The sequence below is a fragment of the Pseudomonadota bacterium genome, assembly GCA_037200975.1.
Lineage (GTDB): Bacteria > Pseudomonadota > Gammaproteobacteria > Steroidobacterales > Steroidobacteraceae > CADEED01.
The window spans coordinates 2,885,451-2,911,350 of record JBBCGI010000001.1 but is presented as its reverse complement, the minus strand read 5'-3'; the positions used below and the strand labels follow the sequence as shown (position 1 = coordinate 2,911,350).

The window sequence follows — 25,900 nt, the reverse complement described above, 5'->3', positions numbered from 1 at the left end:
AAATTCCCCTCGTCGCGATCAGAACGAGAACTTGAGCGTGGCCGCGACATAGTCGCGATCGTTGAGGTCGTTGAACCGTCCGGCGCCGCCGAACTTCGTCCATGACATGTCGACCGCCCAGGTGGCCCGAAGGTTCGCCTCGACGCCGAGCGTGAGGCCGTAGCGTCCTTCGACGAAGTTGCCGCCGGGTCCCGGCGTCGTGCCCTTGACGTCGTGCTGCCAGTTGAAGCGCGGCAGCACGTTCCACGGACCCACGAGGCCCGGATATTCCAGGCGGCCGGCGACGCGGTAGCCATAAGAAGTGGCGTCGGCGAAGCGGTTCTGCGGCTCGACCAGATCCAGCGCCAGGCAGTCCGCCGCGGAGATCGTCGGGCAATGACGGCCGCGCAGCTCGTAGTTGCCGCTCACATTGGTAGCCGGGCCGTTGAAGCGCAGGCCGCGATCGTTCGGTCCGCCGGTCAATTTGTCCGGCATGTCCTGCACATGCGACAGGCCCGCCTCGGCCACCACCACCATCTGCGCCGCTTTGAGCACATTGGAGAAGGTCTTGGTGGCGGTGAACTGCACCTGGTAGGTGTCGTAGAGGCCCCAGCCCTGCACTTTCTCGTTCACGCCGTAGCCGCCGAGCTGGCCGCAATGCGTGAGCGTCGAAGCGGCCGGAACGCCGGTCGGGCAGGTGGTGGGCAGCGGCGTCCCGCGCAACGTCGCGAGTCCCTGCTCGAACGGCGTGAGTGCCGCGAACAGCAATTCGACGTCGTCCCATTGCAGCGGCACATCCTGGCGATACGCGACTTCGCCCTGCAGCGCGATGCCGCCCCATTGCAACTGCGTGTTGAACGACAGTCCGATCAGCTTGATGTCTTCCGGGTACTCGGTGAAGTAACCCGCGGTGAGCGCGTACTCGTGCGTGGCGATGTTGGTGGCCTGCGCCGTGACGTCGCCGCGCGCCAGCTGCGTGCCGGCGCCGATGCTGGCGTACTGCGTGGCCGTCGCCAGCGAAAGATTTCCGCCCGCGGCCGCCGATCGCGCCACGCCGAGCTGGGCGGCGGTGGCGATGGCCGCCGCCTGCGGCAGACCCGCGGCGAGGCCCTGCGCCGCCGCGCCGACGGCGTTCAACGCACCGAAGGCATTACCGATTCCGGCCTGTGAGCCGGTGCGACCCGAAATCATCGGCAGACGGCTGTGGTAGTTCAGGAAGAACAGGCCGAACTCCGTGCCGTTGTTGAAGCCCGGCGCGTAGTACTTGAGGTTGAAGCCGTACTGTCCGCTGTCGGAGGGTTTCTCCGTGGGCAGACGATTGACGGTCTGGAAGTTCGAGATCAACGGCCCGCCGAGCGGGCGGAAGTCGACGCCCTGGTCCGAGAACGAGCCGAAGCCCAGCACCACCTTGCTACCGCCAGTGGGCGCGAAATCGTTATTGCTGAAATAGGAACCGGCGGGTTCCGGCACCGTCGCGTTCCAGTCGGTGAGGTAGATAGCCTGCGCCGACAGGTTGTCGCTGAACTGCAGGCTGAAGTTCACCATTTCCTGCGGCAGGAACGCTTCCTTGAGCTCCGAACCCGGCACGCGCAGCGCCGAGACGTCGAAATGGTTGATGACGTTGATGCCGTTCTGGATGAACGTGCTCTCGCCCCAGCTCACGGCCTGGCGGCCGAGGCGCAGCTCCGCGCCCATCGAGCCCAGGTCGAACTTGGCGTATACGAAGGCGTCGAGCAGCCGCGTGTAGTTCTTGACGAGTTTTTCGGAGCTGTCGGAAAGCGGGGTGCGTGCGGTATCCGCCGCCGCGTCGTCGTACAACCCCGACGCGCGCACGAAAGCACCGAAGCCGCGATAGTTGAGCGAGACTTCGGTCAGCGCCTTGAGCGCCCGGCTGAACATGTCGGTGCCGTAGTTGAGATCGCCATCGTCGATGTTGGGCGAGCGGCCGCAGCCGCCGTCGGCAATGGCGATGAGCCGGCAGTCGCGCGATTCGATGCGCCAGGCTTGTCCGTAGGTGACCGTCGTGTCCCAGCTACCCGTGAAGGTGCCGTCGTCGTTTTGGAAATCCCAGGCGTAAGTGGCGGGCGACGCCAGGGCCAGCGTTGCGACGATCGGAAGCGAACGCATGACGTATCGCCGGATCAGATCGTTACTCATTCTTTTCCCCTGAAGACCGCGGGACAGCTGCGAGTGACGAGGGAGCAGCCTTACCGATGGGCCGTATCGTCTTAGAGTTCGCCACGCGTTTGCCTCCCCCTCGTGGACGCCTTCGCGCGGACGTGTTGCGCGCGAGTATAGCAGCGGCTTCCGGGGCCAAAGCTAGGGAGGCCCCGCAGCCCGGGGATTCCCTAGCTGCCGCTAGACCTGGGTCACCTGCAGAATGCTGTGGCGTATCTGCTCCGACAACACCAGCTGGGCATCCGCAGCCACGCGCACCAGCACGTCGTCGAATTCGAGCGTGCCGGCATCGCCCGCCTGCACGACGCCGCGTTCGCGCAGCAGATCGATGAAATTCTCGAACAGCGCGCGATCGAAGAATTCCGGCGAATTGAAGCCGTACAGCATGTTCATGCGCTGGGCGGCGAGCTGACATTGCTGTTCGAGCACCTTCTGGGTGATCGTGCCGCTGCCGGCCTTCATCAGCAGCGAGATCGCGAGGTAGTAACGCTCGATGGTCTGGATGGTGGCCTGCGCCAGCATCGACAGCTGCATCGCGGCCGGGGAATCCGGCGGCGGCCGCCGCCACGCGCTGCGATCCTCGTTGGGCTGCAGCACACCTTGTTCGGCCAGTGCAGCAAGAACACCGTCGATGACACCCGCGAGTTCCTCTTCGCGCCAGCGCAGGAAAAGCTCGGCCGCCACGTAGGGATAGACGCGCCACGCCAGGCGCTGGATGTCCTCGGTGCGCAACATGGAATTGCCGATGAACGCACAGGCCACCAGCGAGGGCAGCGCGAACAGGTGCAGGACGTTGTTGCGGTAATAGGCGATGAGCTGCGCGCTTTCATCGCTCATCTTCACGATGTCGCCGAGTTTGTGAGGCACGCGCGAAATGATCTTGAGCGTTTCGCCGTAAACCACAATTTCGGCCGGAGTCGCGTCGGTGACCGTGATCCGGGCGCTGTAGGGCGAGGTGCGCAGCAGTTTGAGGTAGAGCTCGAGCTGCGCGAGCAGGCCGCTTTCGGGCAGTGCGCCGCGCGGCGACGCCAACAACGTGGTCGCGAGCAGGTTGATCGGCGTGACGGCGGCGGCGGAATTGATGCCGCGCATGATGGCGAGCGACAGGTCGCCGACCAGCGCGTTGACGGCCGGCAGACGCGTGTCGTCGTCGAAGCGTTGTTCGCGCCAGCTCGGCAGCGCGGCGTCGAGCAGGTCGTTGAGCCGGATGGGCTCGCCGACGTTCACGTGCACCGTGCCGAACCGCTCGCGCAACACGCGCAGCGACGCCAGCAGGTCGAACCAGCTCTCCTTCTTCTTGGGAGCGCCCGACAATTCGGAGATGTAGGTGTTGGCCTCGACGATGCGTTCGTAGCCGAAGTACACCGGCACGAACACCACCGGCCGCACCGGGTCGCGCAGGAAGCTGCGCACCGTCATCGACAACATGCCGGTCTTCGGATGCAGCAGCCGCCCGGTGCGCGACCGCCCGCCCTCGATGAAGTATTCGATCGAATGCCCGCGCGCCATGATGGCGGCCAGGTACTTCATGAACACCACGGTGTACAACGCATTGCCGGCGAACGAGCGGCGGATGAAAAACGCGCCGCCCTTGCGCAGGAAACGCCCGACGACGGGAATGTTGAGGTTGATGCCGGCGGCGATGTGCGGCAGCGCGTAACCGGCGTGGTAGATCACGTACGACAGCAGCAGGTAGTCCATGTGGCTGCGGTGGCAGGGCACGAACACGACTTCGTTGCCTTCGGAGATCTCCTTGAGCGTCGCGGCATGGTTGAATTTCACGCCGTCGTACACGCGGTTCCACACGCGGCCGAGCAGCTTCTCGGCGACCTGCACGAACGGGTGCGAGTAGTTAGCTGCGATCTCGAAGGCGTACTTGCGCGCGGTCAGCAGCCCGGGCCGGAACTTGTCGTGTTTTTCGCGCGCCTCGGAGGCCACCACCGCGCGCACCGCCCGCGCACGCAACACGCGCGCGACGATGGTGCGGCGGTGCGAAAGATCGGGACCGATACGCGTGGCGCGCTGGCGGCGCAACACGCCGCGCAGGACGCGCGTGACGCGGCGCGCCTGGTCGGTGGCCGGCGCGGCATCGAGCAGCGAACGCAGGCTGATGGGTGCGCCGACCTCGACGAACACATTGCGGCCGTTGATGAGCACGGCGAAAAACTTGCGCGCCCGAGTGGTCAGCGCCCAGTTCTCGGCGAACAGCAGCCGCAGCCACGAGCCTTCTTTCTGCGGAGCGCGGCCCCAGTACACCGCGGTGGGCACCAGCAGCACATCGCGCGCCGGCTCACCACCCTGCTGTCCGATCAGCGATTCGACCAGCGCCAGCAGGTGCGGCGGCGGCCGCCGCGTATGCGTCGCGTCCCAGAAGCGGCGTCGGCGGCCGACATCAAAGTAGGAGCGGCGTTGCTCGACCGGGAGATTCGCCGAACGCCTCTCCGGGTATGGCAGGTTCATCCGGGCCGCGACATTGCAGAGCACGGCCAGATCCGCGATCGAATCGCGCTCGAGCACGTAACACACCGGTGCGGCCGGAGCGGTCAGCGACGGCGGTGCCTCCGCCGGCTGAACGGCGGCGCGCACCCAGAGCCTGAAGAATCGTCGCAGCAACCAACCCATGCGTCTCGCGATGCGCCCCCGGCCGTATCATGTTAGGCGCGGCAGTGTAGCCGACTGGGCATTTTCCGAAAGAAACTGCGCCCAAGAAAACGGGGCCGCAGGAGCAATATGACCAGACTCGCAGGTCGCAGGATCATTCTGACGGGAGCATCCGAGGGCATCGGCCGCGCGCTGGCACTGGCGCTGAGCGCGCAGGGAGCACGCGTGGCGCTGGCGGCGCGCGACGCGGCGCGGCTCGAAGAACTCGCGCGCGAGTGCCGCGCCCGCGGCGGCGAAACGCTGGTGGTGCCCACCGACATCGCGAACGAAGTCGACTGCGGCTGGCTGGTCGAAACGACGCTGCAGAACTTTGGCGGGATAGACATCGTCATCCACAACGCGGGCATCACGATGTGGAGCCGGTTCGATGCGGTCGCCGATCTCGAGATCTTCGAGCGGCTGATGCAGGTGAATTATCTGGCGCCGGTGCGGCTCACCGCGCTTGCGCTGCCGCATCTCAAGCAGTCGAAAGGACTGCTGGTCGCCGTCGCGAGCATCGCCGGACTGACCGGCGTGCCCGAACGCACCGGATACGCAGCGAGCAAACACGCGATGATCGGATTCTTCGATTCGCTGCGCATCGAGCTGCGCGGCACGGGTGTCGACGTGAGCGTGATCGCGCCGGATTTCGTGGTGTCGGAAATCCACAAACGCGCGATCGGCGCGGACGGCGAGCCGCTCGGTGCCTCACCGATGCAGGTCGCGAAGATCATGACCGCGGAGGATTGCGCCCAGGGCATCGTGCGCGCGATCGCGAAGCGGCAACGGCTGGTGGTGATGTCGACGCGCGGGAAGTTAGGCCGCTGGCTGAAGCTGATCGCGCCGTCGCTGATCGATCGTATCGCGGAGCGTGCCATCCGCCAGCGGCGTTAAAGGGGACATGCCTATTTATTGGCGATGTCAGGCTCGATTTGCGGTGTCAGCGGGCAATAAATAGGCATGTCCCCTTTAACCCCTTTAACTCACGTCCTGGGGGAGGTCGAGCGAGATCAGGAAGTACTCGAACAGGTACTTCAGCAAGCGCACTTCATCTTGCAGGCGATGATCGCTGTTGAGGATATGCAGCGCGCAGCCATGGCGCCGCGCGAACTCGATGCTCTGCTCGACCGGGACGATGTCGTCCTTCCAGCCGTGGACTATCGTGGTCGGGCAGTCGAGCACCCGCTCGCGCAGCGGCGGCAGGCCGGGCATCGTCAGCGCGGGCGCCATCAGGAATACGCCGCGCGCATGCAGCAGTGAGGCGGCGGCCACCGACACATATCCGCCGAGACTCGAGCCGCACAACACCAGGTCGCCCTTGAGCTCCTTGCAGAACTCGACCAGCTTGTTCACGCGTTCGCGCGGATCGTCGATGCCGCGGTAGTCCACCGACTCCACTTCATAGCCTTCGCTGCGCGCATTGCCGGCGAGCGCGGTGATCTTGACCCCCCAGGGGCCCGCATCCTTGCCATGCGAAAAAACTACGTAACGGTCAGTCACAGCGCCTCACAACTTCCACAACAGTGCATCGAGACTGCGCGCGCCTTTCGAGCCGCGTTTGACCACGGCACGATTGCCGCGCGTCTCGACACCTTCGCGCGTCAGCCGTTGCAATTGCCGGCGCGCGCTCGCCGAACCCGCCGGAAAGGCGATGCGGCCGCCGGCGCCGGTAACCCGATGCCAGGGAATCCGGTCGGCGGCGCCGGATTCGCGCAGCACCTGGCCGACCAGCCGCGCGCGCCCGGGCAACCCAGCGCGCCGAGCCACTTCGCCATAACTCAGGAAGCCGCCGCGTTTGATCGCACGCACGGTTTTGCGGATCGCCGCCGCGCGTTTTTCCGCGGTTGAGACAGTTTCGTCCATGGTCAAACAGTCTGGTCCAATTCTCGGGCTGGATTTGTATCGAATGTTTGCGATCGCCGGTGCGCAACGATTAGAGTTTCGGCCCCGGGCGGAGGATTCGATCACGCGATGGCCAGAGTAGCAACCGACGTACACCCGGCCCGTCCCCAGATGGACTGGTTGACCATGACCGACACCACCCAGGCTGGTCCCACATTGCGCGCCTGGATCCGCGCCCATCGCAGCGCTTTCGGCCGCTGGCTGTTCGCGCGGACGGTGTGCAAACGTGCACCCTACTTCGCGACCATCAAGCCGCGTTTCCTCGACCTGCAGCCCAAACTCTGCCGCGTCGCGATGCAAAAACGGCGCGCGGTCGAAAACCACATCCACACCGTGCACGCGCTGGCGATGGGAAATCTGTGCGAGCTCGCCGCCGGCCTGTGCACCGAGGTCACGATCCCGGTCGGCATGCGCTGGATTCCGCGCGGCATGACGATCGAATACCTGGCGAAGGCGGAGACCGACGTCATCGCGACGGCGCGGCTCGATAAAACCGAATGGGCCGGCGCGGAGAACATCGGCGTGCCGGTCACCGTGACCGACACGAATGGCAAGGAAGTGGTGCGCGCGGTGATCAGCATGTACGTTTCGCCGAAGAAAGAGAGCTGATCGGGCGCGTTTCCTTCGCGGACGAGCACGCCGCCTCTAACTAGCGTCGTGGAAGATCAGGCCCTGCAAGTGCCGCAGGCCGCCGCGATTGCGGACCTTGCGTAATCAATAGTCCTGAAAGGATTCCACCGGCACCGCAGTCGATGCTGAGGCCGGTGAATCGTCCGCGGCATCCGGCAACGTGGCTGCTGCCGGGGCGGCCTTCTCGACGGCCGGCACGCTCGCGAGCGGCACGAGGCCACGCAGGATCGACGACTCGATCTCCAGATTCACGCTCGGCGAATAGTTCGCGAACCGGTTCATGCTGACGTTGCGGGCGCGTGAGCCCGAAGGCTCGTGCGTGACGAGGAACGCGTGGTACTCACCCGGCTTGCTGGCCGCGAAACCAAAGGCCAGGTTGATCTTGCCGGCGCGGATGGTCTCGAGGTTGTTGATGCGTTCGTCGCACACCACGAAATAACTCGGCTCGCCGCTGCGCCCGGTGAAGGCGCCTTCCGCGTACAGCGAATCGAGAAACGCCTCGACCTGGCCGCGCGCCATCATCCAGGTGGATTCGGCGTTGCGCTCGAACAGCATCCAGCGCGTGCCACGTTCGATGGAAGTCATCACGAACAACGCCAGGCGGCGCGGCGACAGATATCGCCAGTCGCTGACGGCCGCGGAGCCGCTGGCCAGCGTGCGCGGGCTGGCCTGCAACCGCGCGGGCAGCCGCACCGACTGCAGTACGTTGATCCCCGCGTTGATGAGTCGCGCGCGATCGGCGTTCGCCACGTTCCACGCCGGCCGCATGCCATGGCGCAGGACGGCGGCATCGCCTTCGGCGGTGGCCCACACCGGGGCGGATTCGTCGCAGCGGGCGATGACACCGGCCGCGACCCCGCAGGGCGCGAACATCTCGAAGCGTCCGCGCAACCGGTCGAAGGCCACCACGCGCGGGTAGAACAACGCGGCGTCTTCGCTGCGGAACGGCCAGTGCCGCATGCCATCGAGCGCCGCGGCGCTCGACGCCCAGTCGGACGGCGGATCGACGATGAGCATCGCGTGGCGTTCGCGGCAGAAGCGGCCCGCGACCAGCAACGTCGACAGCCCGATGTCGTGGTCGCGCGTCAGCGGCGGAATACACAGCAGGTTGATGTCGGGCGCGGCATGCAACGCAAAAAGGCCGGTGCCGAGCTGCGCCGAGCCGATCAGGTCGTAGTCGGTGATCGGGCCGCCATCGTCACCGTCGGGATTGGAGGGTGTGTAGCCGATGACCGCGCCGGTGGCGGCGGCGGGAGTCCGCGTCGGCCGCTCGGTGGGCACGCTGCCCTGCACGCGCACCAGCCGCGAATCGAGCAGCGCGTCGGCGACGAAGCGGTCCGCGCCGGGCGTGATCGACAGCCGGCGGAAGATCTCCTGGTCTTCGATCTGTTCGGAGCCGGCGGTGCGCACGCGCTGCACGACCAGGTTGAACAGTTCCGCTTCCTTGGCATCGATCGCGTCGTAATCGACCGAGGCGCGCAGGAATTCGCGCGAACCGGCGCCGACGCCACGCAGGATGAGTTTGCCGGTGCCCGCCGGCAGCGACAGCGTCGGCGGACGCGCGCCATTGACCACGCGCACGATGACGGCGCAGCGGCCGCCATTCTCGAAGAACTGCTCGACCGCGTAACTGAGCGTGGAGGGCTGCCAGAGGCCGCCGAATACGCGGGTGTAGTCGGCGAAGCTGCGCACCGTCACGGGTTCGTTGACGGGGCCTTTGAGCGTGCGGCCGACGAAGGCGGCGATGTTCGTTGCGGCCCGCGCGATGACGCGTATAGAGCCGGGCTGTTCGGCGGTCGGGATTTGCGAGTCAAACGGCTCGGCCAATCAGGTCCTCAAGCGCGCCCGAGGAAAACGGCGGCGCGCAACGTGCGCGGAATGTAGCAGCGTCTCAGTAGCGCCGCCACAGCGGAACCGCGCGCCGTTTGAAAATCGTGACGAGCACTAATCCCGCAATGAAGCCGCCGAGGTGCGCGCCGAAGGCGATGCCACCTTCCGAATCGCCGGGCGCCTGCGCGGCAGCGATCGTACCGAGCACGAGTTGCATGACGAACCACGCCGCCAGCACCCAGATAGCCGGGAATCGTCCGAGCTGCACGATCAGGAAGCCGAGCGGCAGCCCTAACAACACGCGGGCGCGCGGATACAACAGCATGTAGGCGCCGAGCACGCCGGAGATCGCGCCGCTCGCACCCACCATCGGGATCGGCGAGGCGGGGTTGAGCATCACCTGCGCGGCCACCGCGGCGAGTCCGCACAGCAGATAGAAGAGAAAGAAGCGCACGTGGCCCATGGCGTCTTCGATGTTGTTACCGAAAATCCACAGGTAGAGCATGTTGCCGGCCAGGTGCCAGAAGCCGCCGTGCAGGAACATGGAGGTGATGCTGCTCAGCGCCGGTGGAATGAAGCGCATTTCCTCCGGCAGGAATTCCCGCCCGGTCAGGACGGCAGGCACCAGTCCGAACGCGTAGGCCACCTGTTGCGCGCCCGCCTTCGACAGCAACAGGTGCTGCCAGACGTAGACGAGGGTGCAGGCGATCATGATTCCGACCGTGACCCGCGGCTTCGTGGTGCTCGGGTTGTCGTCGTGCAGCGGGATGACCATCCGGCTCAGGTCCCGGGTTTGGGCGGCACGGGCTTGCGCAGCAGCAGCTTGTCCAGCGTCGTGGTCGCGATCGGATGGTAGTTAGGCCGCGCTTTCAGGTAGATGGCGCGGGCGCGTTCGGCGCCGGCCGGGGTCTTCAGCAGTTCCTCGTACAAAGGCTTGATAAGCCGCTGGCGGCCGATCGTGGTGAGATGGGTCTCGAGTTTCGCATCGGCGGCGGTGTAGTCATTGCGGATCGCGATCTCGAGCCACACCAGCGAGATCTCCGCGTTGCCGGAGGCGGTCAACGCCCATGCGTTGTCGAGCTCCACGAGTTTCGCGGCGGGAACCTTGGCGGGCATGCCGTCGAGGAATCGTACCCACTCGTGCGTGCTCCATTCCTTGCCCGGCAGATCGGCGGCGGAGACCTTGCCGGCAAGCCAGTCTTTGCGCGCGGCATCCACGCGTTCGAATGCATCCGAGTGCGGCAACACGGCGGATCCCGGCAGTCCGGGCGCGTGCAGCCACTCGTCGAGTTCGGCGGCCGTCACGGCGCCGGGTTTCTTCGGCAGCAGTTCGGCTTCGAGATAGGCACGGAACTGTTCGGTGGTGATGCTCTGGAACGCGAAGTGATCGAAATAGGCCTGGAGGAATCGATCCAGCGTGTCGACGCCGAAGCGATCGCCCAGCCAGGTGACGAACAGCGCGCCCTTGATGTACGGGACTTCCGAGAACACGTCGTCGGGGTCGCGGCCGCGCAGGTCGATGGCGAGAATCTGGTCGGCCGGAGGCAGCGTCGACAATTCCTCGCGCAGGCCTTCGAGCGCGGCCACCTCTTCCATCGCTTCGCGCCGGTCGCCGTACACCGCCTGCACGATGCGGCCCTGCAGATAGGTCGTGAATCCTTCGTTGAGCCACAGGTCGCGCCAGCTCGCGTTCGTCACGAGGTTGCCCGACCAGGAATGTGCCAGCTCGTGGGCGATGAGCGCGGTGAGACTTCGATCGCCGGCGATGGACGTCGGCGTGATGAACGAGAGCCGCGGATTTTCCATGCCGCCGAGCGGGAACGACGGGGGGAGGATCAGCAGGTCGTAGCGGCCCCAGCGATAGGGGCCGAACAATTTCTCGCTGACCTCGATCATCTGCTCGGTCTCGGCGAATTCGTAGGCGGCTGCTTCGATGGTCGCTTTCTCGGCGTACACGCCGGTGCGCGGACCGGTGGCGCGGAATTCGAGCTTCGCCACGCCGATCGCGATCAGGTACGAGGGAATCGCCTGCGGCATCGTGAAGCGATAGACACCGTCGGCGGCGAGTTCGCCCGGATTCCGGCCGACTTGCTCGGCGCTCATCACCGCGCGCATGCCGGGTGGCACGCGAATGGTGGCGTTGTAGGTCATGCGCACCTGCGGGGAATCCTGCAGCGGTATCCAGCTGCGCGCGTGGATCGCTTCGGATTGCGAGAACAGAAATGGATCGGTCTTGTCGGCCGTCTGCGCCGATGCCACCCACTGCAGGCCGGAGGCTTCGGGCCGCGTCTGGTAGGAAATGCGGACCGCGAATTCGGGTGCGTTCAGTTCGGGGGGCAGGTCGATGTTGAGCGGCGTGCCCAGCATCGGGTCGCGCGCGCCGAGCGTGTAGCGCAGCGGCACCAGGTCATTAGCCGACTTCAGCCACCAGATCTGGCGGATGGTGAGATCGCGCGTGTCGAGCGTGAGTTTGCTGGCGTCCGCGGAGATGCGCGTGATGGTGAGATCTGCGACGCCCGAAAGGCGCTGGTTCTCGAAAGAAGTCTGCAGGTCGAGATCGAGATGTTTGACACGGAAGGCCGTCGGGTCGGCGAACGAGTGGTAGTCGCGGCCGATGACGATGGAGTCGGCGGGAACGGCACCATGAGTTGCGAAGCTGGCACCCAGCGCGAGCGCGGCGAGAAGGAATTTCATGCCGCCACTGTAATTCGCGAAAAGGGGACATGCCTATTTATTGGCAGCCAATAAATAGGCATGTCCCCTTTTCGCGTGGGTCAGTTGGAGATGGGCTTTGGCTTGGCGGCGGGCGCGGCCGCGGCGGCGGCCGACTCGACTGACGGTTCACGATCGGACACGAGCTCCTGGAATGTCGCTTCGTCCACCGGCAGATCGGAGACGCCGTCCCACGTCGCGCCCGGAGCAACCTTGTTTTGCACCACGATCGCGGACGCCACGATCGCGTCCAGCTGATCGGGACCGCCCGACACCGACACCGGAATGCCGCGCGGATCGTGCGACAGCTTCGACACCGCATCCCAGTCGATCTTTTCCTTGCGCGCCTTGAGCTCTTCCTGGATGCGATCCGCCAGCGCCTTGTTCAACAGCTTCGCCTGCGCCTTTTTCCAGTCGCGCGGATCGTCTTCGAGCACGTCGAAGGCCTGGATGTGCAACGCGCCGTCGTGCCATCCGAACAGGAACGGCTGATTCACCACGCGCACCTGCGTGCCGACCGGCGCCAGCTCGTACAACGTCGCGATGTCCTCTGGATAGAGGCGGATACACCCGTGGCTCGAGCGCAGGCCGACACCCGCGGGCTTGTTGGTACCGTGGATCATGTAGGTAGGCCACCCGAGGTAGAACGCGAACCGGCCGAGCGGATTGTCCGGCCCCGCCTTGACCTCGCGCTCGAGTTTCTCGCCGCGCTCTTCCAGGTGTTCCTTGATGATGGACGGCGTCGGACGCCAGATCGGGTCCTTCGTCCGTCGCACGATCTTGGTCGCGCCTTCGGGAGTCTTCCAGCCGACCTTGCCGATGCCGATCGGGTATGTGTGCACGACCTGCGGCTCGCCCTTCTTCACCTTCGGGTAATAGAAGAGCCGCATCGCGGCGGCATTGATGACGATGCCTTCGCGCGGCGCGTTCGGCAGGATGAACTGCGACGGAATGACGATCTCGCGGTTCTCCCCGGGCAGCCACGGATCGACGCCGGGATTCGCGCGCACGATTTCTTCATAACCCACGTTGAAGCGCCGGGCGATGTCGGTGAGCGTGTCTTCCTTCGTCGCGCGGGTTTTCTGCACGACGCCGACGATGTCGGTGGTCGGCGTGATCGTGAACTGGTGCGTCGGCGCCGGCTCGGGCAGAACGGGCACGACGGGCTCGGCATTCTTCGCGGCGTCGCGTTTGGCACCCCATTTGGGTCCATCGCCGAACAGCGAGCAACCGGAAATGAGCGCGCCGAACAGCGTGGCAAGAGCGAGCGCACGAAGCGTGGAATGCTTATTCATGGCCAAAGTATGACACCGCAAAGTTCATCAAGTATGTCGGCGATCTGCAACAGGGCGCTACAGCAAGGCCGGCTGGTTCGGCAATTCGTTGCGATCGGCTGAGGCGCGCGGAAAGCGCCGCTCTAACAACCCGCCGACTGCCTCGATTCCGGCGATCGCACCGTCGGCAAACCGGCCAGCACGGAAGTTTTCCTCCATGCGCCGGCAGACGTTTTCCCAGTCGGCCGGTGGGATGACGGCTGCGGCACCCCGGTCGGCGACGATTTCGACGTCACGGTCGGCCAGCAATACATAGATGAGTACGCCGTTGCGAAGTTCGGTATTCCAGATGTGCAGGTGGGAAAAGGTCTGGATGGCGCGTTCGCGGGGCGTGAGGCCAGCGCGCAGATCCCCGATTTCGAGCGCCGTTTCGATCACGAAGCGGATTTCTCCGCTGCAGCGCAACTCGGCCGCCGCGATGGCCCGCTCGATCGATTCCAGCACCCCCTTCGGGAAACGGCGGCGCGTGCCGGCACGCGTGGCGCTCAGGTGACGGATGAATCGCGCCATGCTCATGGGCTAACTACCACCGGCCCGAGGCGCCGCCGCCGCCAAAACCGCCGCCCCCGCCGCTGAATCCGCCACCGCCAAAACCACCGCCGAAGCCGCCACCACGCCCGATGTCGCGGAATACGCTGCGGCCACGGCTACCGAAACGCGACCCGCCGCTCATGCCGAAGAACAGCGCCAGTAGGAAGAATCCGACAAAGCCAAGTGCGCCGAACAGCAATCGCGAGGTGAGCCACCACACCAGCCCCGCGCCGAGCAGCGCGGACACGGAAGCTCCGGGCAGGCGCCCGATGAACCCGGTAAACGCGCCGTTCAAGATGAAGAGGCCCGCGAGGAGCAAGGGCCAGGGAACATCGGTCACTCCGGAGGGCTTCCACGACTGGTCCGGCGCGGGCAGAGGTTCGCCGTCGATGACCCGGATCATCTGGTCCAGGCCCGCGTTCACGCCGCCGAAGAAATCCCCCTGCTTGAACAACGGCGTGATGGTTTCATTGATGATGCGGCCGCTGGTGGCATCGGTGAGCGCACCTTCGAGGCCGTAACCCACCTCGACACGCAACGCGCGATCCTGCTTCGCGACGATGAGGATCGCCCCGTCACCCGTGGCCTTGCGGCCGATCTTCCAGGCCTCGGCGAGACGGATGCCGAACTGCGCGATGTCCTCGGGTTCCGTGGTCGGCAGGATCAACACGGCGATCTGCGCGCCCTTGCGGGCCTCGAACGCGCCGAGTTTTTCTTCCAGCGCCGATTGTTGTGCAGCGGTGAGCGTGCCGGTCAGATCGGTGACGCGCGCTTCGAGCGCCGGCACCGCGACCTGTGCCAGCGCGCGCGGCATGCAGCCCGCGCCGAGCAGCAGCGCAAGCGTGATCGACAGCGCTTTCACGAGTGGCGCGTCAGTTCGCGGCGGGCGCGGGCGCCGGCGGAGCTTCCACCGGCGCCGCGGACTGCGAAGGCGTCGAGGTGTCGAAGGTCGCGGCCGGCGCGGTGGAGATCGCCGCTTCGTTCTCCACCGAGAAGTTAGGCTTCACCTCGTAGTCGAACCAGCCGGCGGTGAGGTTGGTGGGGAATTCGCGCACCGTGACGTTGTAGGCCTGCACGGCGTCGATGTAGCGTTTGCGCTCCACGGCGATCCGGTTCTCGGTGCCTTCGAGCTGGACCATCAGGTCGCGAAACACGCCGTCGGACTTGAGGTTCGGATAGTTCTCCGTCACCGCCAGCAGGCTCTTGAGCGCCTGCGTGAGTTCGCCCTGCGCCGCCTGGAATTTCTTGAACGCTTCCGGGTCGTTGATGAGCTCGGGCGTGAGCTGGATGGAAGTCGCCTTGGCGCGCGCCTCGGTGACACCCACGAGCACGCGCTCCTCCTGCGCGGCATAACCTTTGACGGTGTTGACGAGATTCGGCACGAGATCCGCGCGCCGCTGGTACTGGTTGATCACCTGCGCCCAGGCGGCCTTCACACCCTCATCCTGGTTCTGCAGCTTGTTGTAACCGCAGCCGGACAGTGCAAGACCTGCGGCCACGAAGACGAAACCGGACAACAATCGACGCATGGCAATCTCCTCGAAACTTCACCAGATCTTGACACGCTGCGCGGGCGGTCGATACATGCGATCGCCCTCTTTCACGCCAAACGCATCGTAGAAGGAGTCGATGTTGCCAGTCGGTCCATTGGTACGAAATTCGCTCGGGCTGTGCGGATCGGTCAACGTGCGCTTGAGCAGATCCTCGTCGCGGTACTTGCGGCGCCAGACCTGTGCCCAGCCGAGAAAGAAGCGCTGCTCGCCGGTGAACCCGTCGATTTCAGCAGCCGGCTTTCCGCCCAGCGAGAGTTTGTAGGCGCGAAACGCCACCGCGAGCCCCGACAGATCGCCGATGTTTTCGCCGAGCGTGAGCTCGCCGTTGAGATGGCGGCCGTCGAGCACGGTGTAAGCCGCGAACTGCTTCACCACGAGGTCTGCGCGTTGCTTGAACTTCGCTCCGTCATCGGCCGTCCACCAGTCGCGCAGGTTTCCATCGCCGTCGAACTGCCGGCCCGAATCGTCGAAGCCGTGACTGATCTCGTGTCCGATCGCCGAGCCGATGCCGCCGTAGTTGACCGCATCGTCGCCGGTCGCATCGAAGAACGGCGGGCGCAGGATGGCGGCCGGGAAGGTGATTTCGTTGGTGGAGGGGCTGTAGTACGCGTTGACGGTCTGCGGTGTCATCCGCCACTCGTCCTTGTCCACCGGCCCGCCCGAACGCTGGATCTGGCGGTTGTTCTCGAACTCCGCGGCGCGCATGAGGTTGCCGACCAGATCGTCGCCGCGGATCGTCAACGCGCTGTAGTCCCGCCACTTGTCGGGGTAGCCGATCTTCACCGTGATCTTGGCAAGTTTCTTCTTCGCTTCGGCGCGAGTAGCGGCGCTCATCCAGTCGAGGCCGTCGATGGAACCATCGAAGGCCTTGAGCAGATTTGCGACCAGCTCCTTCATCCGCTGTTTGGCTGCGGCGCTGAAATGCGCCTCGACGAACATGCGGCCAACGAGCTCGCCGATGTTCGTGTCCATGGAATCGACTGCGCGGCGCCAGCGCGGCCGCGGTTCCTGCACGCCGTTCAGCGTGCGCTGGTGGAAATCGAACTCCAGATCGGCGAACTGCGCCGGCAATGCGGGCGCGTACTTGTCGAGCAGCTGGAACTCGAAATACGCGCGCCAGTCGGCGACCGGCACGGTCTTCACCAATTGCCCGACCCCCTTGATGAAGGTGGGCTGACCGATATCCTGTTTCTGGACCGGCGCACCGAGGCCGTCGAAGAACGCGATCCAGTCGAAGCCTGGGGCGAGCTTCTCGTACTCCGGCAAAGTCATCGGGTTGTAGGTCTTCACCGGATCGCGGTTCTGGACGTTGGTCCACTGGTAGTTCGCCAGCCGCGTTTCGAGCGCGGCGATGCGCGCCGCCGCGGATTTCGCATTGCGTTCGCCGGCGCGCGCCAGCAATTGTTCGACATACAGCGCGAAGCCGGCGCGGAAGCGGGCGTACTTCTCGTCCGGACTCAGGTAGTAGTCGCGATCGGGCATGGTGAGCCCGCGCTGCGTGATCGACGCGATGTACGTGCCCGAATTCCTGCTGTCGGCCGACGAGAACCACTTGAACGGCTGCGCCACGCCGAGACGCTGCGCGCGGCCGATGTAACGCGCCACGTCGCGCGGCGTCGCGAGCGCCTGGATGCGCGCCAGTTCGTCCTTGAGCGGTGCGAGCCCCAGGGATTCCACACGATTGGTATCGAGGTACGCGAGGTAGAAGTCGCCGACCTTCTGCGCGTCGGAACCCGGCGCGCGGTTCGGTTGCACGGAGGCGGCGACGACGAGGTCCCGCACCTCTTCCTTCGCCTGGTCGTCGAGGATGGTGAACGTGCCGTAGTTCGAGCGGTCGGGCGGAATCTGCGTGTTGGCCAGCCAGCCACCGCCGACAAAGCGATAGAGGTCGTCCTGCGGTCGAACCGTGCGGTCGAAGCCGGTGAGATCGAGGCCCGACGTGAGCGCGGGCGCGGGCGGCGCAACCGCAGGCGCAGGCGCGGGCGCGGGCTTCGGACTCGACGCCACGCAGGCCGTGAGCAAGGCTACGGCCACAATGGCTGCCAGACGATTGAACATGGAGATCCCCGGAAACTTGAGATGGTCCGGAGTATAAAAAAAGCCCCAGGCTTTAGGGGCTCGGGGCTTTGGAAGGCGGACTTTCGATGAAGGTAAAGAAGTCCGCTAGGGGATTCGGGCCAGTCGGGGTCAGTGCAGTCTGGCGACCTGCAGGATCTTGATGTCCTCGGCTTCGATCTCGAAGTTCGCGGCCAGCAGCCGGCGCAGTTCCTTCGAATCGCGGCGTTCGCCGAGCGGATGCGTCAGCTCGATGACTCCACTCCACTCGCTCGAGTGCGCGGGTTCTGCGCTCGTGACAAAGTGCGTGTAGTAGCGGGCTGCCATGGGTGGAAAGCGTAGATTGACCGCCCCCATGCGGCTGTGAGCCGTTGCACAGAACCCTTGGGCAGCGGGTCGCCGTGACTGAGACGTGAATCACATATGGTCAAGAAGTAGTGAGCCGTTACCGAACTGCAGAGAAACCCGGATCGCAATTCATCACCACCGCAGGTGCAGCACGGCTCAAACAGGAGCTGGACGAGCTCTGGAAGGTGGAGCGCCCGCGCGTGACACAGGCCGTGTCCGAGGCCGCGGCACAGGGCGACCGCTCCGAAAACGCCGAATACACCTATGGGAAAAAGCGCCTGCGCGAGATCGACCGGCGCGTGCGGTTCCTGCGCAAGAGACTCGATGGAATGACGGTGGTCGACAAACCACCCTCGGATCCGAAGCGCGTGTTTTTCGGCGCCTGGGTGACGCTCGAAGGCGTCGACGGCAAACAATTCACGCATCGCATCGTCGGCCCCGACGAATTCGACATGGCCGAGGGCTACATCAGCATGGATGCGCCGCTGGCCCGTGCACTGATGCGCAAGGGCCTCGACGACGAGGTGAAACTCGAGCTGCCGGGCGGCGCGCGCGAACTCACCATCATCGCCATCCGCTACGAAACCGGTTTGTAAGCTTCCGCGCGCCGCGCGTAGAAACGCAGGATGTTCTCTTCGAAATTGCCGATCAGCAGATCGGCCACCGGCCCCGCATACCAGTTGAATCGCGTGCTGACCCGGTAATTCATGCTCACTTCGAGCATCGTGCCGGCGCCGCTCGGGCGCGCAGCGAATAGGTGGTCGCGCCCACATCGAAATAGTGGCCACCGACTCGTACATGATCGTCGAGCGCATGCGGCGGAAATGAATCGGGCGCGAACCGGTAGTGCCAGGTCACCGACTGGTTTTCGCGCCACTCGCTCGCGACCTGGTCGAAGTGGATGCCCTTGCCCATCACGATGTGCCGCAGGTGTTCGCCACCGCGGACATCGGCCGCGCCCGATGCCGGCAGCGGCACGCCGATGCGGTACATCCAGGCGTTGTCCACTTCTTCGGGCCGGATGTCGCGGGCGTCGATCAGTTGCCGCCAGACGTCCGCGGCCGGCGCGGCGACGTACACCGAACGGCGCTGCTCGCGCTCGAGATTCGGCAGCGGCAGGCGGTGTTCGAAGGCGCCGGTGATGAGCGGCAGGATCGCGATGCTGCTGACGATCGCCGGACGCGGCCAGTTGGTGAGCCGGCAGACGACGCCCATCAGGAGCCCGGACAAGGCGCCGACGACGGCAAACAACGGCAGGATGACGATGGCGCAGATCCATCCTTCTATGAGGATGAGAAGCGAGCCGACGACGTAACAGAGGGTCGCGATCGCCGGGGCAACGGCGTAGTAAGTCCACGAACGGCGAAACTGGCGCTCGGCCATGTACACGGTGACGGCACCCACCAGCGCCGGCGAGCCCAGGATGAAAGAGTCGAGCATCGCCGCGTAGGCGGTTTCGGGCTTGCCCCAGAACAACAGGCGCAGCGCGAGCCCGGCGAGGGCGCCCCAACCCACCGGCCACCAGCGGCTGAACGGCGGCTGCCGGGTTTCCGGCCAGGGCGGGAGTGGTGGAATCTCAATCGGTTGCGGATCGTTCATGAAATTGTCTGGTCGGGCTTGGCTCGGATATTCGACGGGCCTATAATTTCTGTCAAGACAGAAATAACAGACTAAACAATATGCAGCTCACCGAAACCATGCAGCGCTACATCGTCCACTGGGGCGAGATGGGCAGCCGCTGGGGCATGAACCGCTCCGTCGCGCAGATCCACGCCCTGCTCTATCTATCCGAGAAGCCGCTGAACGCCGACGAGATCGGCGAGACGCTCGGCATCGCGCGCTCCAACATCAGCAACGGTTTGAAGGAGCTGCTGGCGTGGGACCTGGTACACGTCACGCATGTGCTCGGCGACCGGCGCGACTTCTTCGGCGCGCAGCAGGACACCTGGGAAGTGATCCGCGCGATCATGGATGGCCGCAAGAAGCGCGAGATCGACCCGACGCTGGCGGCGTTGCGCGAATGCGCGGCGCAGCTCAAGAACGACCAGGAAACGCCCGCCGCGGTCCGCGACCGCATCGTGACACAGCTCGAATTCCTCGAGACCGTGACCCGCTGGTTCGACGCGATGAAACGCATGCCGCGCAAGACGCTGCTCAAGATGATGCGCATGGGCGAGCGCATCTCGAAGTTGCTGGGAGACTGAAGGAACGGCCATGACCGACACCCGGGCACTGCCGCGAGCACTCGCCGACACGCGCGCCAGCGCGGGCAGGCGGCACGGCCTGCGCGACGTGCTCGGAAGCGAGGCTTGGAACCGGCTGCCCGAAGCGGTGCGCGAACGTTTCGCGGCGACCGCGGGCAGCGCCACGTATGCCGGCGCATTCGAGGTCGTGCGCGCCAGCCTGCTGGGCCGGGTATTTGCGTGGCTGGGCACGTTGTTCGGCACGCCCGTGACGCCACGCGGCGGGCAGAACGTCGCGGCGCGCGTGCTCGTGCAGCCGCACGCGGGCGGCGTGGACTGGAATCGCGAGTATCACTGGGCCGATGGCGGCATGGACCTGGTGCGATCCACGAAGGTCGTCACGGAAGACGGCCGTCTCATCGAAAGACTGCCGGCGCGCCTGTGTATGCCGCTGGCGGTCCACGAGGCCGGCGGCGTGCTGCACTTCGTCAGCCGCTCTTACTACTTCGATCTGGGCGGCGGGGTGCGCTTGCCGCTGCCGGCGTTTTTTTCTCCCGGCGTCACCCACGTCGAGCACATCGACCTGGGGAACGGCTGGTTCCGCTTCACGCTCGCGGTCATACACCCGCTGTTCGGCGAGATGTTCTTCCAGACGGGGCGGTTCTGCGCGGCGGACTCCGCCTGAGCCGCGGCGCGCCTCAGACCCGGACGTTCTTGAACTGCCAGGGATCGGTCTTGTCGAGATCTTCCGGGAACAGCCGCTCGCGATCGTGCAGCGGTGTCCAGTCGGTGTAGGCGCCGGTGAGCGTGCCGAGATAGGGCCTGGCGATCTCGAGATTGCGCACGTAGTCGATCTCGTCCGGCTCGACGAGCCCCGCGTTCGGGTTCTCCATCGCCCAGATCATTCCCGACAGGCACGAGACGGTGACCTGCAGGCTGGTGGCGTTGTTGTGCGGAGCGAGCTTGCGCGCTTCTTCGATCGACAGCTGCGAACCGTACCAGTAGGCATTCTTCTTGTGACCCGCGAGCAGCACGCCGAGCTCGTCGATGCCGCCGGTGATTTCGTCCAGCAGGATGCGCTGGCGGTCCTGCAGGTGCCAGTTGCGGCCGGCGAACTCGTGCAGCGAAACGATCGCGGAGTCGCTCGGGTGATAGGCGTAGTGGCAGGTGGGGCGATACACCACTTCCGAGCTCTGCCGCACCGACAGGTAGTCGGCGATGGAAATCGCCTCGCCGTGGGTGATGAGGAAGCCGTGGAAATGCCCGGCCTTCGGCGTCCAAGTGCGCACCTTCGTCGCCGCGCCCGGCTGCATCAGGTAGATAGAGGAGCCGCCACCGAAATCGTACCGCTTGCCGTCGCGCGGGAAGTTCTTCTCGTGGGTGCCCCAGCCGAGCTCGGAGGGCTGCTGCCCTTCGCTGACGAAGCCGTCCACCGACCAGGTGTTGACGAACTCGTTGAACTCTTTCGGCTTCGACGAAAGCTGCGTGTCGCGCTCGGCGATGTGGATGACCTTGACGCCGAGCTTGCGCGCCAGCTGGCCCCAGTCGTCGCGCGTCTTGGGCGAACCCGCATCGACACCCGTATCGCCGGCGACGTTGAGCAGCGCCACCTTGACGAAGTGCGACACCAGACCCGGGTTGGCGCCGTGCGTGATGACCGCGGTGGGCGAGCGCGGGTTCTGCGCGCGCAGTGCCAGCGCTTCTTCGCGCAGCGCGTAGTTGGTGCGCTTGGCGTGCGGAATGGTGGCGTCGGTATAACCGCCCGGCCACGGCTCGATGCAGGTGTCGAGGTACATCGCACCCTTCGACCAGCAGAACTTGATCAGCGCGATCGACGAGACGTCCACGGACACGTTCAACACGAAATCGCCGCGGCCGATGTACTGATCGAGCTCGCGGCGGAAGTTGTCGCGCGTCAGCGGCAACACCACGAATTTCACGCCGTACGATTCGGCGACTTTGCGGCCGCGGTCGTCGCCGGTGATGATCGTGACGCGTTCTTTCGGGATTCCGATGTGCCGCAGGACGAGCGGCAACGTGCCCTGGCCAATGCTGCCAAAGCCGATGAAGACGATGCGCCCCGGAAACTCGATGTGAACTTTGTCGGCCATTACATTCGCCCCATTCAAAACAGGGCGTGAGGGTATCAACCCTCATCCGGCGTTACCACCAATGGCGGTTTGTCAGGAAGCGTCGCGCCAGTGCGGCGGAAATGTGCGCTCGAATCCTGGCAACGCCTCGACACGCTGCAGCCAGCGGCCGAGCGCCGGATAGTTGGCGTCGACGGGCATGAAACGCGACGACAACTCGCGCGCCTCGGGTCGCGCGAGCGCGCGTAACAACAATTTGATACCGGGATAAATCATGTAGTCCGACGCGCCGGGCCGGTCGCCCACGATCCACGGACCTTTCGACAGGCGGCCTTCGATGGTGCGCGCTTCGCCGGCAATCACGTGCATCGCATACGTGCTCTCGTCCGAGTGCGGGTCGCCCTGGCGAAACAGCAGCGCGCGCACGATGCGCATCAGGTGCGGCTCGATATAGGCCTGATATTCGCAACACACCCGCATGATGACGGCGCCCTCTTCCGGAGAATCGCCGAACAACGGCTTCGCCGGATATTTGCGCTCGAGGTAGTAAAGCACCGCGAGCGACTCGAACACCACGTAGTCGCCATCCTTGAGAATCGGGACGCGCCCGCGCGGATTCATCGCCAGCATGTGCGGCGACTTCTGCTCCTGCAGGGCGAGCTGCAGCAGGTGGCTGTGGTAAGCCAGCTCCTTGTGTTCGAGCGCGAGTAATACCCGCCACGAATAAGGACTGCCGCTTCCCCAATAAACGTCAATGGCCATCGTTGCGCGTGATTGTAAAATGCGGCATGCACCATTACACCACTCTCATCGACGCCGCGACGCTCGCCACGCAACTCGATCGCAACGATCTGGTGCTGTTCGATTGCCGCTTCGACCTCGGCAACGTGCACTGGGGCGAGACCGAATATGCGAATGCGCATGTTCCAGGTGCGATCTACCTGCATCTGGATCGGGATCTTTCGAGCCCGATCACGCCTGTCAGCGGCCGGCATCCGCTGCCCGATCCCGACACCTTTGCGAAGCGCATGGCGGCACTCGGCGTCGGAGCCGGCTCACAAGTCGTTGCCTACGATCAGGGAAACGGCGCTTATGCGGCGCGCCTGTGGTGGCTGTTGCGCTGGATCGGATTTCGCGCCGTCGCGGTGCTCGACGGCGGGATGGCCGCGTGGCGCGCCGGCTCGCTGCCGCTCGGGACCGGAGTGCGGCAGCCGACGCCGCGGTCATTGCCGCTGGCCGTGAATCAGGATGCCTGGGTCAGCAGCGCGCAGGTGAACGAGCTGCGACAGCGCCCGCAGACTCTGCTGGTCGATGCGCGCGGTTCCGAGCGCTTCGCCGGCCGCAGCGAGACGATCGATCCAGTCGCGGGGCACGTGCCCGGCGCAAGGAATCTGCCGTTCCTGAACAATCTCGGCGTCGACGGGAAGTTTCTTGCCGTCGATACGCTCCGCCAGCGCTGGCTGACGGTGCTCGGCTCGCAGCCACCGACCGCGGTGATTGCCATGTGCGGCTCGGGGGTGACGGCCTGCCACAACCTGCTCGCGCTCGAACACGCGGGGTTGCCCGGCGGCCGGTTGTATCCGGGATCCTGGAGCGAATGGATTCGCGACCCGGATCGCCCCGTCGCAACTGGTTTCTACTAGTGCGCGCATAGTTTTCCGACGTTTACTTGCAAGACCTATTTGGTATCGTGCGCGCCAACGTGGCAGCCGATCCAAACCCCCTCTCCTCACCCGACGCCCCCGGTCGCCGTGAACGCTCCATCGCCTGGTCCGTCGACGACTCCGCAGAGCTCTACCAGGTCAACGCCTGGGGCAAGGGCTACTTCTGCGTGAATCCGGCCGGTCATCTCGTGGTGCGCCCCGACATGGACGAGGCGCGCGAGATCGACCTGTTCGATGTCGTGCAAGGATTGAAAGAGCGTGAGCTCACGACGCCCGTCGTGGTGCGCTTCTCCGACATCCTCGCGCATCGGCTCAAGCACCTGCACGGCGCGTTCGCGCAGGCGATCGCCGAGAACGACTACCAGAACAAGTACACCGCGGTGTTCCCGATCAAGGTGAACCAGCAGCGGCTGGTGGTCGAAGAGGTGTATCGCTACGGCCAGCCGTTCGGCTTCGGGCTCGAAGTCGGCAGCAAGCCGGAGTTGCTCTCGGTCATGACGATGACCGCGGACTCGCCCGAACGGCTCATCGTCTGCAATGGTTTCAAGGACGACAGCTATCTCGAAGCGGTGATCATCGCGACCAAGCTCGGCCGCACCATCATCCCGGTAGTCGAGAACTTCAGCGAGCTGCCGGCCATCCTCAAGTACGCCGAAAAATACAACGTGCGGCCGCGCATCGGCGTGCGCGTCAAGCTGGCGAGCGAAGGCTCCGGCAAGTGGCGCGACTCGGCCGGCGACAAGTCGAAGTTCGGCCTGTTCATCACGGAAATCCTCGAGGCGGTCGCAATCCTGCGCGAGAAGGGCATGCTCGACTGCCTGCAGCTCGTGCACTGCCATCCGGGTAGCCAGTTGCAGGACATCCGCCGCGTGAAGGACGCCATCAACGAACTGGCGCACGTGTACGCGGAGCTCAAGTTGTTAGGCGCGGGCTTGAAGTACATCGACGTGGGTGGCGGTCTGGGCGTCGACTACGACGGCAGCGGCACCAACTTCTCCTCGTCGATGAACTACACGCTCAACGAATACGCCAACGACGTGGTGTATCGCATCGCGAACGTGTGCAATACGCGCAAGATCGAGCACCCGATGATCGTCAGCGAATCGGGCCGCGCCATTGCCGCGCACCACAGCGTGCTCATCTTCAATACGCTCGGCACTTCGGCGCTCGACCAGTTCAAGGTCACGGGCAAGGAAGACCAGGAAAGCGGCATCGCGCTGCCCCAGCCGGTGCGCGACCTGCTCGACGCCTACCGCACGGTGACCGAGCGCCGCGTGGTCGAGTGTTATCACGACGCGCAGACCGCGCGCGACCAGGTCCTGCAGATGTTCAACCTCGGGTTGCTGACGCTCGAGCAGCGTGGCCTCGCCGAGCGGCTCTACTGGGCCACCTGCGCCAAGGTGCGCGACCTGACGCGCAAGCTCGATGAAGTCCCGGAGGAGCTCGAAGAACTCGAGTCGATCCTCTCCGACATCTATTTCTGCAATTTCTCGGTGTTCCAGTCGCTGCCCGACAGCTGGGCCATCGACCAGCTGTTCCCGATCATGCCTATCCACCGCCTGACGGAACGTCCGACGCGCAAGGGCGTGCTGGCTGACATAACCTGCGACTCCGACGGGAAGATAGACCGCTTCGTCAGCCAGCGGGACGTCAAACGCACGCTCGAGCTGCATGCCATCACCGCCCAGGACGAGTACTACCTCGCGGCCTTCCTGGTCGGCGCCTACCAGGAAACGCTCGGCGACCTGCACAACCTGTTCGGCGACACCCACGTGGTGCACATCCGCTTCCACGACGACGGCGGCTGGTGGATAGAAGAAGTGGTCATGGGCGACACGGCCAACAAGGTGCTCGAATACATGGAGTACGACGTGGCCGACCTGCATCCGGCGCTGGCGCGCGACTGCGAACGCGCGGTGCGCGAAGGCCGCATGTCGGTGGCCGAGTCGCAGGGCATCAAACGCTTCTACGAAGGCGAGCTCAACGGATACGCCTATCTAGAATAAGTGTCATCGGACGTCCGAAGGCACCAAAAGGGAGCGCTACCATCGCGGCACCTCCCGGCGTGAATCTGGCGAAAAAAGCCCATTACTCGCCCCGTTTGCGGGTCCCGCAAAAACCGCGCGCCTCCCGTTGTTTACAGCTTCCGAAATCGAGGAGTAGCATCGGCCGCGTTCGATTTCGAACGACGGTGCAGGCCGCTTAGGACTAAAGAGCCGCGCAATTGATGACGGGCGCTTTGAAGCCTTGACCTGTTTTTAATTTTCCGCG

Annotated in this window: 24 protein-coding genes; 7 read left to right on the top strand and 17 right to left on the bottom strand. The window is 65.0% G+C overall.

Annotated features, from left to right (window positions below):
- Positions 1-18: 18 nt before the first annotated feature.
- Together WDO72_13175 and plsB are read right to left on the bottom strand one after the other, a co-directional pair.
- Positions 19-2,136, bottom strand: coding sequence for a DUF1302 domain-containing protein (locus WDO72_13175; protein ID MEJ0086633.1), 2,118 nt, complete (start codon positions 2,134-2,136; stop codon positions 19-21).
- A 201-nt stretch (positions 2,137-2,337) separates the two neighbouring features.
- A complete protein-coding gene (gene plsB / locus WDO72_13170) occupies positions 2,338-4,779 on the bottom strand; it encodes a glycerol-3-phosphate 1-O-acyltransferase PlsB (protein ID MEJ0086632.1) in 2,442 nt (813 codons plus the stop codon).
- A gap of 108 nt (positions 4,780-4,887) precedes the next feature.
- Between plsB and WDO72_13165 the strand changes: the two genes are divergently transcribed.
- A complete protein-coding gene (locus tag WDO72_13165) occupies positions 4,888-5,691 on the top strand; it encodes an SDR family oxidoreductase (GenBank protein ID MEJ0086631.1) in 804 nt (267 codons plus the stop codon).
- Between the two features lie 84 nt (positions 5,692-5,775).
- Here WDO72_13165 and WDO72_13160 read toward each other — a convergent pair whose 3' ends face one another.
- Together WDO72_13160 and WDO72_13155 are read right to left on the bottom strand one after the other, a co-directional pair.
- Positions 5,776-6,297 (bottom strand): alpha/beta hydrolase, encoded by a 522-nt coding sequence (locus WDO72_13160; protein ID MEJ0086630.1) that lies wholly within the window; start codon positions 6,295-6,297, stop codon positions 5,776-5,778.
- A 6-nt stretch (positions 6,298-6,303) separates the two neighbouring features.
- Complete coding sequence (locus WDO72_13155) at positions 6,304-6,660, bottom strand: MGMT family protein (protein MEJ0086629.1); 357 nt, start codon at positions 6,658-6,660, stop codon at positions 6,304-6,306.
- 108 nt (positions 6,661-6,768) lie between these two features.
- Here WDO72_13155 and WDO72_13150 point away from each other — a divergent pair, with 108 nt between their 5' ends.
- Positions 6,769-7,308, top strand: a complete 540-nt coding sequence (locus WDO72_13150; protein MEJ0086628.1) for a hotdog fold domain-containing protein — start codon at positions 6,769-6,771, stop codon at positions 7,306-7,308.
- A 105-nt stretch (positions 7,309-7,413) separates the two neighbouring features.
- Here WDO72_13150 and WDO72_13145 read toward each other — a convergent pair whose 3' ends face one another.
- The 9 genes from WDO72_13145 to WDO72_13105 form a co-directional block, all read right to left on the bottom strand.
- Positions 7,414-9,156 (bottom strand): phage tail sheath family protein, encoded by a 1,743-nt coding sequence (locus tag WDO72_13145; GenBank protein MEJ0086627.1) that lies wholly within the window; start codon positions 9,154-9,156, stop codon positions 7,414-7,416.
- Between the two features lie 64 nt (positions 9,157-9,220).
- A complete protein-coding gene (locus WDO72_13140; protein MEJ0086626.1) occupies positions 9,221-9,934 on the bottom strand; it encodes a rhomboid family intramembrane serine protease in 714 nt (237 codons plus the stop codon).
- A gap of 5 nt (positions 9,935-9,939) precedes the next feature.
- Positions 9,940-11,853, bottom strand: a complete 1,914-nt coding sequence (locus WDO72_13135) for a M1 family metallopeptidase (GenBank protein MEJ0086625.1) — start codon at positions 11,851-11,853, stop codon at positions 9,940-9,942.
- Positions 11,854-11,933: 80 nt separating this feature from the next.
- Complete coding sequence (locus WDO72_13130) at positions 11,934-13,166, bottom strand: L,D-transpeptidase family protein (GenBank protein ID MEJ0086624.1); 1,233 nt, start codon at positions 13,164-13,166, stop codon at positions 11,934-11,936.
- 57 nt (positions 13,167-13,223) lie between these two features.
- Complete coding sequence (locus tag WDO72_13125; protein MEJ0086623.1) at positions 13,224-13,721, bottom strand: TPM domain-containing protein; 498 nt, start codon at positions 13,719-13,721, stop codon at positions 13,224-13,226.
- Between the two features lie 7 nt (positions 13,722-13,728).
- Entirely contained in the window at positions 13,729-14,598 is an 870-nt protein-coding gene (locus WDO72_13120; protein ID MEJ0086622.1) for a YgcG family protein, read from the bottom strand.
- Positions 14,599-14,608: 10 nt separating this feature from the next.
- A complete protein-coding gene (locus WDO72_13115) occupies positions 14,609-15,265 on the bottom strand; it encodes a LemA family protein (protein ID MEJ0086621.1) in 657 nt (218 codons plus the stop codon).
- Between the two features lie 18 nt (positions 15,266-15,283).
- On the bottom strand, positions 15,284-17,347 hold the full coding sequence (locus WDO72_13110) for a M13 family metallopeptidase (protein ID MEJ0086620.1): 2,064 nt from the start codon (positions 17,345-17,347) through the stop codon (positions 15,284-15,286).
- Positions 17,348-17,476: 129 nt separating this feature from the next.
- Positions 17,477-17,671 carry a hypothetical protein gene (locus tag WDO72_13105; GenBank protein MEJ0086619.1) on the bottom strand — a complete coding sequence of 65 codons (195 nt, stop codon included), beginning with the start codon at positions 17,669-17,671 and terminating at the stop codon, positions 17,477-17,479.
- Positions 17,672-17,781: 110 nt separating this feature from the next.
- On the opposite strand from WDO72_13105, the gene greB reads away from it, so the two are divergent.
- Positions 17,782-18,288 (top strand): transcription elongation factor GreB, encoded by a 507-nt coding sequence (greB, locus tag WDO72_13100; GenBank protein ID MEJ0086618.1) that lies wholly within the window; start codon positions 17,782-17,784, stop codon positions 18,286-18,288.
- Here the strand turns inward: greB and WDO72_13095 are convergent.
- The gene (locus tag WDO72_13095) at positions 18,270-18,407 is read right to left on the bottom strand and encodes a hypothetical protein (GenBank protein MEJ0086617.1); all 138 of its coding nucleotides are present in this window, start codon (positions 18,405-18,407) and stop codon (positions 18,270-18,272) included. The genes greB and WDO72_13095 overlap by 19 nt on opposite strands.
- Positions 18,404-19,291 carry an SRPBCC domain-containing protein gene (locus WDO72_13090; GenBank protein ID MEJ0086616.1) on the bottom strand — a complete coding sequence of 296 codons (888 nt, stop codon included), beginning with the start codon at positions 19,289-19,291 and terminating at the stop codon, positions 18,404-18,406. Before WDO72_13090 ends, WDO72_13095 begins: the two co-directional genes overlap by 4 nt.
- An 80-nt stretch (positions 19,292-19,371) precedes the next feature.
- On the opposite strand from WDO72_13090, the gene WDO72_13085 reads away from it, so the two are divergent.
- Positions 19,372-19,896, top strand: a complete 525-nt coding sequence (locus tag WDO72_13085; GenBank protein MEJ0086615.1) for a MarR family transcriptional regulator — start codon at positions 19,372-19,374, stop codon at positions 19,894-19,896.
- Positions 19,897-19,906: 10 nt separating this feature from the next.
- Positions 19,907-20,560, top strand: coding sequence for a DUF4166 domain-containing protein (locus tag WDO72_13080; GenBank protein ID MEJ0086614.1), 654 nt, complete (start codon positions 19,907-19,909; stop codon positions 20,558-20,560).
- A gap of 13 nt (positions 20,561-20,573) precedes the next feature.
- Here the strand turns inward: WDO72_13080 and WDO72_13075 are convergent, their stop codons facing one another.
- Both WDO72_13075 and WDO72_13070 read right to left on the bottom strand, forming a co-directional pair.
- Positions 20,574-21,986 (bottom strand): saccharopine dehydrogenase C-terminal domain-containing protein, encoded by a 1,413-nt coding sequence (locus WDO72_13075; protein MEJ0086613.1) that lies wholly within the window; start codon positions 21,984-21,986, stop codon positions 20,574-20,576.
- Positions 21,987-22,058: 72 nt separating this feature from the next.
- Positions 22,059-22,727: a glutathione S-transferase family protein gene (locus tag WDO72_13070; protein ID MEJ0086612.1), complete on the bottom strand. Its 669-nt coding sequence runs from the start codon at positions 22,725-22,727 to the stop codon at positions 22,059-22,061.
- Positions 22,728-22,753: 26 nt separating this feature from the next.
- Between WDO72_13070 and WDO72_13065 the strand changes: the two genes are divergently transcribed.
- Together WDO72_13065 and speA are read left to right on the top strand one after the other, a co-directional pair.
- The gene (locus tag WDO72_13065; protein MEJ0086611.1) at positions 22,754-23,608 is read left to right on the top strand and encodes a sulfurtransferase; all 855 of its coding nucleotides are present in this window, start codon (positions 22,754-22,756) and stop codon (positions 23,606-23,608) included.
- 59 nt (positions 23,609-23,667) lie between these two features.
- Positions 23,668-25,635 carry a biosynthetic arginine decarboxylase gene (gene speA / locus WDO72_13060; GenBank protein ID MEJ0086610.1) on the top strand — a complete coding sequence of 656 codons (1,968 nt, stop codon included), beginning with the start codon at positions 23,668-23,670 and terminating at the stop codon, positions 25,633-25,635.
- Positions 25,636-25,900 lie beyond the last annotated feature (265 nt).

Bases quoted from the DNA above. Each gene is read 5' to 3' on its own strand.
- WDO72_13110 (MEJ0086620.1), bottom strand. From the start codon at position 17,347: ATGTTCAATCGTCTGGCAGCCATTGTGGCCGTAGCCTTGCTCACGGCC.
- WDO72_13155 (MEJ0086629.1), bottom strand. From the start codon at position 6,660: ATGGACGAAACTGTCTCAACCGCGGAAAAACGCGCGGCGGCGATCCGC.
- WDO72_13090 (MEJ0086616.1), bottom strand. From the start codon at position 19,291: ATGAACGATCCGCAACCGATTGAGATTCCACCACTCCCGCCCTGGCCG.
- WDO72_13105 (MEJ0086619.1), bottom strand. From the start codon at position 17,671: ATGGCAGCCCGCTACTACACGCACTTTGTCACGAGCGCAGAACCCGCG.
- WDO72_13140 (MEJ0086626.1), bottom strand. From the start codon at position 9,934: ATGGTCATCCCGCTGCACGACGACAACCCGAGCACCACGAAGCCGCGG.
- WDO72_13070 (MEJ0086612.1), bottom strand. From the start codon at position 22,727: ATGGCCATTGACGTTTATTGGGGAAGCGGCAGTCCTTATTCGTGGCGG.
- WDO72_13065 (MEJ0086611.1), top strand. From the start codon at position 22,754: ATGCACCATTACACCACTCTCATCGACGCCGCGACGCTCGCCACGCAA.
- WDO72_13135 (MEJ0086625.1), bottom strand. From the start codon at position 11,853: ATGAAATTCCTTCTCGCCGCGCTCGCGCTGGGTGCCAGCTTCGCAACT.
- WDO72_13075 (MEJ0086613.1), bottom strand. From the start codon at position 21,986: ATGGCCGACAAAGTTCACATCGAGTTTCCGGGGCGCATCGTCTTCATC.
- WDO72_13125 (MEJ0086623.1), bottom strand. From the start codon at position 13,721: ATGAGCATGGCGCGATTCATCCGTCACCTGAGCGCCACGCGTGCCGGC.
- WDO72_13130 (MEJ0086624.1), bottom strand. From the start codon at position 13,166: ATGAATAAGCATTCCACGCTTCGTGCGCTCGCTCTTGCCACGCTGTTC.
- WDO72_13080 (MEJ0086614.1), top strand. From the start codon at position 19,907: ATGACCGACACCCGGGCACTGCCGCGAGCACTCGCCGACACGCGCGCC.
- WDO72_13175 (MEJ0086633.1), bottom strand. From the start codon at position 2,136: ATGAGTAACGATCTGATCCGGCGATACGTCATGCGTTCGCTTCCGATC.
- plsB (MEJ0086632.1), bottom strand. From the start codon at position 4,779: ATGGGTTGGTTGCTGCGACGATTCTTCAGGCTCTGGGTGCGCGCCGCC.
- WDO72_13085 (MEJ0086615.1), top strand. From the start codon at position 19,372: ATGCAGCTCACCGAAACCATGCAGCGCTACATCGTCCACTGGGGCGAG.
- WDO72_13150 (MEJ0086628.1), top strand. From the start codon at position 6,769: ATGGCCAGAGTAGCAACCGACGTACACCCGGCCCGTCCCCAGATGGAC.
- WDO72_13165 (MEJ0086631.1), top strand. From the start codon at position 4,888: ATGACCAGACTCGCAGGTCGCAGGATCATTCTGACGGGAGCATCCGAG.
- WDO72_13115 (MEJ0086621.1), bottom strand. From the start codon at position 15,265: ATGCGTCGATTGTTGTCCGGTTTCGTCTTCGTGGCCGCAGGTCTTGCA.